Genomic DNA, 11,975 nt, shown 5'->3' on the forward strand with positions numbered 1-11,975 from the left:
CCGAACGCCGGCAGGATCATGATGTAGACTTCGGGGTGGCCGAAGAACCAGAACAGGTGCTGGTAAAGCAGCGGATCGCCGCCGCCGGCCGCTCCGAAGAACGTGGTGCCGAAGTTGCGGTCCGTGAGCAGCATGGTAATGGCGCCCGCCAGCACCGGCAGCGACAGCAGCAGCAGGAAGGCGGTGATCAGCACCGACCAGACGAACAGCGGCATCTTGTGCAGCGTCATGCCCGGTGCGCGCATGTTGAAAATGGTGGTGATGAAGTTGATGGCGCCGAGGATCGAGGAGGCACCCGCGACGTGCAGCGCCAGGATCGCGAAATCCATCGCAGGGCCGGGATGACCCGAAGTGGAGAGCGGAGCGTAGATCGTCCAGCCCGCGCCGACGCCGTTCATGCCCGAGGGGCCTTCGACGAACATCGAGATGAGCAGCAGCCCGAGCGCAACCGGCAGCAGCCAGAACGAGATGTTGTTCATGCGCGGGAACGCCATGTCCGGCGCACCGATCTGCAACGGCACGAACCAGTTGCCGAAGCCGCCCATGGTCGACGGCATGACCATGAAGAACACCATGATCAAGCCGTGGCCGGTGACGAACACGTTGAACATGTGCGGATTGGAGAAGTACTGCATCCCCGGCTCCGCCAGCTCGAGGCGCATGGCGATCGACAGCCCGCCACCGATGATACCGGCGATCATACCGAAGATGAGGTACATCGTTCCGATGTCTTTGTGGTTCGTCGAGAACAGCCAGCGACGGAGCCCGGTTGGCGCGTGGTCGTGATCGTCGTGGCCGGCGTGTGCGGTGGTGCTACCCATTGTTCGAAACCCTTGTTGACCTGGGTGTTTCCATTGCTCGTTTCGAAGGCGGCCGTCCTTGCGGACCCGCCCGCTGAGTTCTGGCGCGCTTACTGTCCGGCGCTCTCGGCGACGGTCTTGCGACCCGCCTGCTCGAGAGCGACCTTGTCGAGGATCTCCCGCGCCTTCTTGCGGTCCTTCGCCTGCATGGCGCCCGCCCACTCGTTGAACACCTCGTCGGAAACGACGCGCACGGCGATCGGCATGAAGGCGTGATTGAGCCCGCAGAGCTCGGAGCACTGGCCGTAGTAGATGCCTTCTTTCTCGACCTGGAACCAGGTCGAGGTCACGCGGCCGGGCACCGCATCGACCTTCGAGCCGAACGACTGCACGGTCCAATTGTGGATCACGTCGTTCGAGGTCACGAGCACGTGCACGACCTTGTTGACCGGCACCACGATCTCGTTGTCGACGGCGAGCAGGCGCGGCGAGGGAATGCCCTTGGCCTCACGCTCCGCCACCTCCTCGTCGGTCAGCATGTTCGAGGTGATGTTGAAGTTTCCGTGGTCCGGATACTCGTGCTCCCAGAACCAGGAGTTGCCGATGGCTTTGATGGTGAGGTCGGGCTGCGGGTACGTGTACTGGTTCATCAGCAGCTTGAACGACGGGATCGCGATCACCACCAGGATCAGGATGGGGATGACGGTCCAGGCCCCCTCGAGGAGCGTGTGATGGGTGGTGGTGCTGGGCGTGGGATTGCGCTTCTCGCTGAAGCGAAACATCACATAGAGGAGCAGGATCAGGACGAAGATCGCGATGGCGATGATAATGGTATTCGTGAGGTCGTAGAAGGCGTGCAGCTCACGTGCGATCGGTGTGGCGGCCTCCTGAAGTCCCATCTGCTTGGGCAGAGGATGTCCCAGACCGTTGGCGGCGATCGCCGTCCCCGGCGCGATGAGCAGGGCTGCGAGCCCGGCCAGCGCCGTCTGAGGCATGCACATCCGAATCCATTTCAGCATTAATCCGCTCCCCGATTCCGCATCCGGCTATACCCGCCGGAAATCTCCCTGATGTCGGTCGTTTCGATCTTGCCGATCGTTCCCGCCTGACGTCGCCGCCAAGTCGGCGGGATCGTGCGACAACCGCGTTTTTTGCCGCACTCGCCACCTTGAGTGCACACGGTTTCGGCAAACTCCCCCAACCAACACACAGCACAATCGTCAAACTCGGCTCAAGTCAAGTTTTCTGCGTCATAACTACGCGTTGCCGCTACGGAGGGAAGGACGAACCACGTATTGCGTCGCAGCATGAGGGTGGCGCAATCGGCCCCGCGCCCGGCACGAGGACATCAGAAATCCGAGTCCCACTTTGGCCTTTTTCCTCGCCGAGACGAGCGGAGTGCGCTAGACGCCGTCGGCGGTTTGTTTGCAGGCATCCGGCGCCTTCGCTTCGCGGCTCATCGAGGACGTTTCGATTCCCATGCCATTCCCCATCGGCCACCCGGCACGGTCTGCGCGCCTCGCCCGGCTGAGCACCTTGTGCGCTGCGTTAAGCGTCCTCTTAACGGGACTTGCAGAGACGGGTTTAGGGATCGGCGCAGCCGCCCGCGCCGACACGGCGGACGACCAGAGGCAGGCAGCGCTTCAGCAGCAGTTCGGCGGTGAGGTCAAGGGCCAGTACGGCGACTGGCAATACGTCTGCAAACCGCCCCCGCCCGGGGCCAAGAACGAGGTGTGCGCGCTCGTCCAGAGCGTCACCGCCGAGGATCGCAAGAACGTCGGCCTGACCATTTATTTCCAGAAGTTCTCGAACGGCACGAAGGTGCTTCGCGTGTTCGCACCCGTTGGCGTGCTGCTGCCGCCAGGAATCGGCCTCAAGGTGGACGGGGCCGACATCGGCCACGCGCCGTTCCTCCGCTGTCACACCTTCGCCTGCTATGCGCAGGTCACGGTCGAGGACAAGCTCGTCGAGCAACTGAAGACCGGAAAGACCGCGATCTTCATCATCTTCCAGACCGAGGAGGCGGGCATCGGCATCCCGATCTCGCTCGCGGGTTTCGCAGAGGGGCTGACGGCTCTCAACTGAGCACCGCGTCGTGACCCCATCGAACAAAACGCCCGGGACAATGATTGCCCCGGGCGCCTAGTCTGATCATCTTATCAGCTGCGCGTGGTCAGGCCACGCGGCGCTGCTTCCCGGTCGGCTGCTCCGGCCCCGCGTGCGAGCCTCGCTCCTTGCTGCCGGTCCCGTTGAAATTGATGTAGTCGCGCGCCGTAGCGGCGGGACGCCCGTTGGAGTAGGACCAGGCATCCTGGGAGGTCCACGCGTCGAAGACCTTACGCGCGGCATCCGTATATTGCTCGCCGGCCGTACGCCAGAACGCCATCTGGGCGTTGACGAGATCCTGCGGTGTCCGGCACCGCGCAAGCAGCGTCGGCACGTGCAGATAGGCCTGCGTCCGCCGGTTGACGAGCCCGAGCACCTCGAGCTGGGTGCGGGCTGCGGCCTTGAACGGAGCGCCAAGCCGCTGCGACATGGCATTGGGAGCAAAATCCGTCGCAACGGGGCTCGGCACGCCGTACGCCCGGCCGATGTTCTCAAGGGCACTGAAGTAGGCCTGGTAGAAAGCTCCAAAGGGCCCGAACGCCTTGGGGTCGAAATCCGTCTGGTGGCCCGTATCCATCGCATCACTCCCTAAACATGGACCCGGCTCATGGGCCGGCTCTCGTGATTGCCGCTTTTTAAAAGCTAGGCATGACCTGCCGCCGATGCCAATGATCAAGATCAATTCGATAGAAAGAAGACAATAACGAAATGTTGATAAGTATCCGGCGCCCGTTCTCCCGCAAATGTTCACCTGCGGATACTGCGACTTTCCCATACGTTGCGCCCACAAGCGTCATGAGAGAGTGATCTAAGATCGCTAAAGGAACGCTCGGTCCCATTTCCGAGGTTTTTCATGCCGCGCGCGCCCCTTCCGCCGTCCGTCGCCTTCGAGGCCGCCGAGAACGAAGGCTCCAACGCCAGCCGCAATCCGACGCTGGGCGACATGGTCGCCGCGCGCCTCTCACGCCGCGACCTGATGCAGGGCCTCGTCGCCATCTCGGTCGCATCCGAGGTGCTGTGGCCACAAGCCCTGGCGGCGGCAACGCCAGCGGACGCCGCGGGCATCGCCGCCTCGCCGTTCGATTTCGTCGAGCTGGCGGTCGCACCGGCCTCCGAGACCCATCATGTTGCCGAAGGCTATGACGCCGACGTCCTGATCCGCTGGGGCGACGCCGTGCTGCCCGGCGCGCCAGCCTTCGAGCCCGGCAAGCCCGATGCCGCAGGCCAGACGAAGCAGTTCGGCTACAACAACGACTTCCTGGGTTTCATTCCGCTCGACGGACGCTCGGACCACGGCCTCCTGGTCGTCAATCACGAGTACACCAACGGCGAGCTGATGTTTCCGGGCCTCTCACCGCGCAGCGACAAGAACGCCGATTTCGCCGCCGTCACGCGCGAGATCGTCGACGCCGAGATGATGGCGCACGGCGGTGCCGTGCTCGAGGTCCGCCGTGAGGGCGGCAAGTGGCACGTCGTTCCGGAATCGAAATACGCTCGCCGCATCACTGCAGAGACGGAGATGCTGATCTCGGGCCCCGCAGCCGGTCACGACCGCATGAAGACCTCGGCCGATCCTACCGGCACACGCGTACGCGGTATGCTCAACAACTGCGCCGGCGGCATCACCCCCTGGGGCACGTGGCTCACCTGCGAGGAGAACTTCAACGGCTACTTCTGGAGCAAGGCGGCCTCCGAGCCGCTGACGCTCGAGGCCCGCGCGCTGCGCCGCTACGGCGCCCCCGCCGAGTGGTACGCCTGGGGCCGCTTCCACGACCGCTTCGACGTGCTGAAAGAGCCGAACGAGCCGAACCGCTTCGGCTGGGTGGTCGAGATCGACCCCTTCGACCCGACGTCGATACCCATCAAGCGCACTGCGCTCGGCCGCTTCAAGCACGAGGGTGCGGGCAACATCATCAACGCCGACGGCCGCTTCGTGCTCTACCAGGGCGATGACGAGGCCTTCGACTACGTCTACCGCTTCGTCACCGACGGAAAGGTCGACCCCGACAATCGCACCGTCAACAGGGACCTGCTCGACAAGGGCATGCTCTCGGTCGCTCGCTTCAACGCCGACGGCACCGGCGAATGGCTGCCGTTGCTTCACGGAGCCCCGAACAAGGACGGCCAGGTCTGGCTCACCGATGCCAACGGCTTCAAGGACCAGGGCGACGTGCTGATCCACACACGTCTCGCCGCCGACCTGCTCGGCGCCACCCGAATGGACCGCCCCGAGGACATCGACGTCAATCCGAGAACGGGCAAGGTCTATCTGGCGCTGACCAACAACACCAAGCGAAAGGAGGACCGGACAGACGCCGCCAACCCGCGGGCCGGCAACGCGTTCGGCCACATCATCGAGATCGTTCCGCACGGCGGGGACCACACGGCCGATACCTTCACGTGGGACATCCTCATCCAGTGCGGATCACCCGCCATCGCCGAGGTCGGCGCCACCTTCAACGCGGCCACCACCGAGAACGGCTGGTTCGGCATGCCGGACAACTTCGCCGTGGACGCGGACGGACGCCTCTGGGTGACGACCGACGGCAACTCTCCACGCCGCACCGGCCGTGCCGATGGCGTCTGGGCCGTCGAGACCGAGGGGCCGCGACGCGGCACCTCACGCTGCTTCTTTCAGGTTCCGGTGGGGGCGGAGATGTGCGGTCCGTGCTTCACGCCGGACCTCGAGACCTTCTTCGTCGCCGTGCAGCACCCTGGCGAGACCGAGATCGGCGGCGACGTCGTCTCGACCTTCACTGCGCCCACCACGCGCTGGCCCGACTTCAAGGACGGCGTACCGCCGCGTCCGGCCATTGTCGCCATCACGCGCAAGGGCGGCGGCAGGATCGCGGGCTGACGCGCCACCCGATCGACAAAGGCGGGGAATCCGCTCCTCCCTCGGATCTCCCGCCCTTTTCACTGCGGGTGAAAGAGCTCAGCCGGCGAGCTTGGCCTTGATGAAGCCGAGCACCAGAGCCGTCAGCGCGCCGCTGACGCCGCCGGTGGCGAAGCCAGTGATGATCGCGTTGATGTCGAGGCCCGAGGCTGCCGCCCCACCGAGCCCGAGAAGCGGGCCGAGCAGCTGGCCGCCGAGGCCGCCGCCGAGCGCGCCGGCAATGGTGTTGCCCAGCGTCCCGAGCGCATCGTTCTTGGTCGCTGCGGCTGCGGCGTTGCCGCCGATGGCACCGCTCGCGGCCTGGATGAGCAATTGTGTCAGATCCATGGTAGGTCTCCCCAATAAATAGTTCGATTTCGCGCAGTTGACCGACGCAAATCGAACGAGCACCGACGAGCCTTGACCATGTCCGTGCCAAGCGCAAGCGGGGATTGGGCCGATATGGTTGACAATCGTCGAACGGCGACCTTCTGCAGGGCGCGGCGGACGACAAATTGAGCCTTGCGGTCCCGTCCCTTCGCGGTGCAAACATCGTATCGAAGCAACGGAGAGAAGACTTCGATGAACGTGCACGTCGTCCCGACGCCTGCCACCGCCGCGGACCCCGTCCGCCACGACTGGACCCGTGCCGAGGCGCAGGCCATCCACGACCTGCCGTTCAACGATCTCCTGTTCCGGGCCGCCAGCGTCCAGCGCCGCCATTTCGACCCCAACAAGGTGCAACTCGCCCGCCTGCTCTCCATCAAGACCGGCGGCTGCGCCGAGGACTGCGGCTACTGCAGCCAGTCCGCGCACCACGCCTCGGGCACCGGCCTCAAGGCCACCAAGCTGATGGAGGTCGAGCGCGTCCTCGCGGAGGCGAGGAAGGCCAAGGCCCAGGGCGCCACGCGCTATTGCATGGGCGCCGCCTGGCGGCAGCCCAAGGCGCGCGACATGCAGACCGTGGTCGCCATGGTGGAGGGGGTGAAGGCGCTCGGCATGGAGACGTGCATGACGCTCGGCATGCTCTCCGACGACGACGTCGTGAAGCTCCGGGATGCCGGCCTCGACTACTACAATCACAACATCGACACCTCCGAGCGCTACTATTCCGAGATCATCAGGACCCGCACCTTCGCCGACCGGCTCGACACGTTGGCCCGCGTGCGCGAGGCGGGCATCAAGGTCTGCTCGGGAGGCATCATCGGCCTCGGCGAGACCGAGGAGGACCGCATCGACATGCTGGTGACGCTCGCCAACCTCGACGAGCATCCCGAGAGCGTGCCGATCAACATGCTGATCCCCATTCCCGGCACGCCGCTCGAGAACCGCAAGAAGGTCGAGCCGATCGCGTTCGTGCGCATCATCGCACTGGCCCGCATCATGATGCCGAAGTCGTTCGTGCGCCTCTCGGCCGGCCGCACCGAGATGAGCGACGAGATGCAGGCGCTCTGCTTCTTCGCCGGCGCCAACTCGATCTTCTGCGGCGACACGCTGCTGACCGCCGACAACCCCGGCGAGGACAAGGACCAGGTTCTCTTCAACAAGCTCGGCATCGAGCCGCTGGCCCTCGAAGGCGACGGCGGCACTGACACGGCCACGCCGGCAGATGCAGAGCACCATGCGGAGCACGCCGGCTGCGGCTGCAGCGGAAACGCATCATGCCGGACAGCCACGAGCGGGCGCTGAGGGCGCTCGAGCGCCGGGGGCGGCTGCGCGCGCTTCAACCTCGCAGCGGCATCGACTTCTCGTCCAACGACTACCTGGGGCTCGCCGCCTCGCCTGAGCTGGCGCAAGCCGTCGCGGTCGCCCTCGACCGCGGCGTCCCGGTGGGCGCCGGCGGCTCGCGTCTGCTGCGCGGCAACGATCCCGAGCATGAGGCGCTCGAAGCCGAGGCGGCATCCTTCTTCAGCGCCGAGAGCTGCCTCTACTTCGGCGGTGGCTTCCTCGCCAACTACGCGCTGTTCGCGACGCTGCCGACGCGGGGCGACCTCGTAGTCCACGACGCGCTGATCCACGCCAGCGTCATCGACGGCATGCGCGCCGGCAAGGCGACTGTGGCCCCAGCCGCCCACAACGACGCCCAGAGCTTCGACGATGCCATCACCCGCTGGCGCGCGGCGGGCGGCACCGGCCGGCCTTGGATCGCCGTTGAAAGCCTCTACTCCATGGATGGCGACCAGGCGCCCCTCGCCGACCTCATTGCTGTCGCGCGCCGCCACGACGGCATGCTCGTCGTCGACGAGGCCCACGCCACCGGCGTGCTGGGCCCCGAGGGTCGCGGCCTCGCCCACGCGCTCGAAGGCGCCCCTGACGTCATCTCGCTGCACACCTGCGGCAAGGCGCTCGGCGCCAGCGGCGCGCTGCTGCTCGCCCCGCGCCTCATCCGCGACTTCCTCGTCAACCGTTCCCGGCCCTTCATCTACGCGACCGCGCCCTCGCCGCTGATGGCCGCCGCCGTGCGCGCCGCCCTCGACCTCGTCCGCCGCGACGCGGGCCGCCGCCAGCGCCTCGCGAGCCTCGTCGCCTTCGCCGGGCGCGAGCTCGAGCGCCGCTGCGCCATCGCGCCCTCCGGCTCCCACATCCAGCCCGTGATCCTCGGCACCGACGAGCGCGCGGTCTCGGTGGCGAAGGCACTCGTGGCAGAGGGCTTCGACGTACGCGCCGTGCGTCCACCGACGGTGCCCGAAGGCAGCGCGCGCCTGCGCATCTCCCTGACCCTCAACGCCGGCGAGCCCGCCACCGCCCGCCTGCTCGACACCCTCGCCGCCGTGCTCCAGCGGGTGCCGGCATGACGCCTTGTCAGATGGAAAATCTGACGTCATCCCCCTCCCCCTTGTGGAGAGGGCAGCATCATGGTGAAGCCATGGCTCGCATGGACCGCCGCGCAACCTCTCCCCAACGGGAAAGGTGAAGGGCGCGCCATGACGCAAGGCCTCATCATCACGGGCACCGACACCGGCGTTGGCAAGACGGTCTTCGCAGCCGCGCTCGCCGGCGCACTTCCAGCGAGCTACTGGAAGCCCATCCAGTGCGGCGTCGCCGACGGCGGTGATAGCGCGCGCGTCCGTGCACTCTCCGGCCTCGCACCCGACCGCATCTATCCCGAGGCCTACCGCCTCGCCATGGCCGCCTCCCCCCATCGCGCCGCCGAGGCGGAAAACACCGAAATCAGCCTGGCTCAGCTCGGGCTACCGAGCATCGAAGGCCCGCTTGTCATCGAGGGCGCGGGCGGCCTCATGGTGCCCGTGAACCGCCAGACGCTGATGATCGACGTCTTCGCCTCCTGGCGCTTGCCGGTCGTACTTATCGCCCGCACGGCGCTCGGCACCATCAACCACAGCCTGCTCTCGATCGAGGCGCTCAACGGCCGCAACATCCCGATCCTCGGCATCGCTTTCGTCGGCGAGGAGATCGCCGACACCGAGCGCACCATCGCCGAGATGGGCAACGTGCGCCACCTGGGCCGTCTTCCGCCCCTCGACGCCCTCACGCCCGCCAAGCTGGCCGACGCCTTCGCCGCGCACTTCCGTCTCGAGGATTTCCGCTGATGGCGCGCAATATCGTCTGGCACCCGTTCACCCAGCACGCCCTCGAGCCCGATCCGGTGAAGATCTCGCGCGGCAAGGGCGCCTGGCTCGAGACGCACGACAACAGCCGCATCCTCGACGCCATCTCGTCGTGGTGGGTGGTCACCCACGGCCATCGCCATCCGGCCATCGTCGCTGCCGTGCGCGAGCAGATCGACCGGCTGGACCATGTGATCTTCGCGGGCTTCACCCACGAGCCCGCCGAGCGGCTCGCGGACAAGCTCGTCGACGTGGCACCGCCCGGCCTCGCCCACGTGTTTTTCTCCGACAGCGGCTCGACGTCGGTCGAGGTGGCGCTGAAGATGGCGCTCGGCTACTGGCGCAATATCGGCCAGCCGAGGACCCGCATCGCCGCCCTCGAGCACGGCTACCACGGCGACACCATCGGCACCATGTCGGCGGGCGCCCGCGGCGTGTTCAACGCCGCCTACGAGCCGCTGCTGTTCGACGTCGTGCGCATACCGTTTCCGCATCCCGGCCGCGAGCAGGAGACACTGGACGCCTTGGAAGCCGCCTGCCGCGAGGCGCCACTCGCCGCATTCGTTGTCGAGCCGCTGATCCTAGGTGCCGGCGGCATGCTGATCTACGGCGCCGACACGCTGGCCGAGATGAAGCGCATCTGCGAGCGCCACGACGCGCTCTTCATCGCCGACGAGGTGATGACCGGCTGGGGCCGCACCGGCACTCTGTTCGCCTGCGAGCAGGCCGGCATCACGCCAGACATCCTCTGCCTCGCCAAGGGCCTCACAGGCGGATCGCTGCCGCTCGCCGCTACGCTCGCCACACCGCGGATCTTCGAGGCCCACTTCTCGGAGGACCGCACGCGCACATTCTTTCACTCGTCGAGCTACACTGCGAACCCAGTATGCTGCGCGGCGGCAGCGGCCAACCTCGCGATCTGGGACAACGAGCCGGTCCTGGACCGCATCACGAAGCTGGCCGGGCTGCAGGCGAGCGCGCTCGCCACGCTCGCCGACGACACGCGCTTCGAAAACCCGCGCTGTATCGGCACCATCGCGGCCATCGACCTCAAGGTCGCCGACGGCGGTTATCTCGCCACCGCCGGCCCGAGGCTCCGCGCGCACTTCCTCAAACACGGCATCCTGCTACGCCCGCTCGGCAACACCATCTACGTGATGCCGCCCTACTGCACGACCGCCTCCGACCTCGCCCTCGTCTACGACGCCATCCGCTCCGCCCCGGACGTGCTCGCCTGAGACGGCTCATTTCAACAGTCTCGACGTTGAAAGGTCATCGAGCGGTCCCCCACGCGATCACGCGGCCTTCGGCCTCAGCACGTAGGCGGCTTCCTCGAGCGCGGAGAGGCCGCGCTCCCGGAGGTTCGGGCTTTGCGCGAGCCCGTCGCGGCTCTCGTAGAGGGAGATATCGTGCGTCTTGCCGAACAGCTCCGCCACCCTGGCCAGCGGCGTCGAGAACGGCGGCCCGGACATCTCCTCCTGCGGATAGGCAAGCGAGACGAGGAGCGTCGGCACGCCCGCCGGCAGGATGTCTGCGAGCCGCTGCGCATAGCGCGCCTGCAGGCTCGGCGGAAACGCGACCAGCGCCGCGCGATCGTAGACCGCTCCGACCTCGCGCACCACCTCGGCAGGAAGATCGAAGATGTCTCCGCACCAGATCGTGATCGGGCCCGCCGTGCGCACGACGAGCGCCCCCGCCGTCCGCGTGTCGGCCTCGACGCCCAGCTCCCGGAAGAAATCGTCGACGGCCAGCGGCGACAACTCGACGCCGATCACGCGATGCCCCTGCCCGGCGAGCCACACCATGTCGAGGCTTTTACCGCACAGCGGCACGAACACCGTGCTGCCCGGCGCTGCCCCGAGCGAAGACCAGTGTTTCTGCAGGAGATCGTTGCCGGCCGCCTGATGGAAGCCGATCTCGCCCTTCTGCCAGCGCTCGATCCAGAAATCCGGCGTCACGGTTGCGCGCCCTCCTAGCTGCGGTAGTCCGCGTTGATCGACACGTAGTCGTGCGTGAGATCGCAGGTCCAGACATGCGCCGCCCCATGGCCGACGCCGACATCGATGCGGATCGTGATCTCACGCCCCTTCATATAGGCGGCTACCGTCGCCTCGTCATACTCGGCCGCCCGCTCGCCCTCGCGCGCCACGCAGTGCTCGCCGAACCAGATCGCGAGCTTGTCGCGGTCCGCAGCCTCGCCGGCCTTACCGACCGCCATCACCACGCGCCCCCAGTTCGGATCCTCGCCCGCGATCGCAGTCTTGAGGATGGGCGAGTTTGCGCACGCAAGCCCGATCCTCCGCGCTGCCTCGCGGCTCTCCGCGCCCTCGACCTCGAACGTGACGAACTTCGAGATCCCCTCGCCGTCCTTCGCCACCTGGATGGCGAGATCACGCAGCAGGTCGTGCAGCGCCGCCGAGAACGCCTTGAGCTTCTTGCTGCCGGCCTTGGTGACGGGCTCCTGCCCGCGCGCCGCGGCCGTCCCCGTCGCGAACACGAGGCAGGTGTCGCTGGTCGACGTATCGCCGTCGATCGTCATCGCGTTGAACGTGGTCTCGACGTGCTCCGAGAGCAGCGCCTGCAGCGGCTTGGCGGCAATGGCGGCATCCGTGAAGATGAAGCAGA

12 protein-coding genes are annotated in these 11,975 nt (G+C 66.7%); 6 read left to right on the forward strand and 6 right to left on the reverse strand.

Annotated elements, in window-relative coordinates:
* Positions 1 to 821 (reverse strand): cbb3-type cytochrome c oxidase subunit I (locus IT540_RS19710; protein ID WP_291181582.1); only part of this gene is annotated, 821 nt, incomplete at its 3' end.
* A gap of 89 nt (positions 822 to 910) precedes the next feature.
* Complete coding sequence (gene coxB, locus IT540_RS19715) at positions 911 to 1,795, reverse strand: cytochrome c oxidase subunit II (protein ID WP_291181583.1); 885 nt, start codon at positions 1,793 to 1,795, stop codon at positions 911 to 913.
* 484 nt (positions 1,796 to 2,279) lie between these two features.
* Here coxB and IT540_RS19720 point away from each other — a divergent pair, with 484 nt between their 5' ends.
* Positions 2,280 to 2,885, forward strand: a complete 606-nt coding sequence (locus IT540_RS19720; RefSeq protein WP_291181584.1) for an invasion associated locus B family protein — start codon at positions 2,280 to 2,282, stop codon at positions 2,883 to 2,885.
* 88 nt (positions 2,886 to 2,973) lie between these two features.
* On the opposite strand, the gene IT540_RS19725 is transcribed toward IT540_RS19720, so the two are convergent.
* A complete protein-coding gene (locus tag IT540_RS19725; RefSeq protein ID WP_291181585.1) occupies positions 2,974 to 3,483 on the reverse strand; it encodes a phasin family protein in 510 nt (169 codons plus the stop codon).
* 276 nt (positions 3,484 to 3,759) lie between these two features.
* On the opposite strand from IT540_RS19725, the gene IT540_RS19730 reads away from it, so the two are divergent.
* The gene (locus IT540_RS19730) at positions 3,760 to 5,763 is read left to right on the forward strand and encodes a PhoX family phosphatase (protein WP_291181586.1); all 2,004 of its coding nucleotides are present in this window, start codon (positions 3,760 to 3,762) and stop codon (positions 5,761 to 5,763) included.
* A gap of 78 nt (positions 5,764 to 5,841) precedes the next feature.
* Here the strand turns inward: IT540_RS19730 and IT540_RS19735 are convergent, their stop codons facing one another.
* On the reverse strand, positions 5,842 to 6,129 hold the full coding sequence (locus IT540_RS19735) for a hypothetical protein (protein ID WP_291181587.1): 288 nt from the start codon (positions 6,127 to 6,129) through the stop codon (positions 5,842 to 5,844).
* Positions 6,130 to 6,363: 234 nt separating this feature from the next.
* Between IT540_RS19735 and bioB the strand changes: the two genes are divergently transcribed.
* The 4 genes from bioB (at position 6,364) to IT540_RS19755 (ending at position 10,588) form a co-directional block, all read left to right on the forward strand.
* Positions 6,364 to 7,470: a biotin synthase BioB gene (bioB, locus tag IT540_RS19740; protein ID WP_291181588.1), complete on the forward strand. Its 1,107-nt coding sequence runs from the start codon at positions 6,364 to 6,366 to the stop codon at positions 7,468 to 7,470.
* Positions 7,443 to 8,576, forward strand: coding sequence for an 8-amino-7-oxononanoate synthase (locus tag IT540_RS19745; protein WP_291181589.1), 1,134 nt, complete (start codon positions 7,443 to 7,445; stop codon positions 8,574 to 8,576). The genes bioB and IT540_RS19745 overlap by 28 nt, the downstream gene beginning before the upstream one ends.
* Before the next feature lie 129 nt (positions 8,577 to 8,705).
* Positions 8,706 to 9,332, forward strand: coding sequence for a dethiobiotin synthase (gene bioD / locus IT540_RS19750; RefSeq protein ID WP_291181590.1), 627 nt, complete (start codon positions 8,706 to 8,708; stop codon positions 9,330 to 9,332).
* Entirely contained in the window at positions 9,332 to 10,588 is a 1,257-nt protein-coding gene (locus IT540_RS19755) for an adenosylmethionine--8-amino-7-oxononanoate transaminase (protein WP_291181591.1), read from the forward strand. Before bioD ends, IT540_RS19755 begins: the two co-directional genes overlap by 1 nt.
* A gap of 57 nt (positions 10,589 to 10,645) precedes the next feature.
* Here IT540_RS19755 and IT540_RS19760 read toward each other — a convergent pair whose 3' ends face one another.
* Both IT540_RS19760 and IT540_RS19765 read right to left on the reverse strand, forming a co-directional pair.
* The gene (locus IT540_RS19760) at positions 10,646 to 11,308 is read right to left on the reverse strand and encodes a thiopurine S-methyltransferase (RefSeq protein ID WP_291181592.1); all 663 of its coding nucleotides are present in this window, start codon (positions 11,306 to 11,308) and stop codon (positions 10,646 to 10,648) included.
* A gap of 14 nt (positions 11,309 to 11,322) precedes the next feature.
* Positions 11,323 to 11,975, reverse strand: a 653-nt coding sequence (locus IT540_RS19765) for a bifunctional ornithine acetyltransferase/N-acetylglutamate synthase (RefSeq protein ID WP_291181593.1), incomplete at its 5' end; no start/stop codon positions are given.

Source organism: Hyphomicrobium sp. (assembly GCF_020852195.1).
GTDB lineage: Bacteria > Pseudomonadota > Alphaproteobacteria > Rhizobiales > Hyphomicrobiaceae > Hyphomicrobium_C.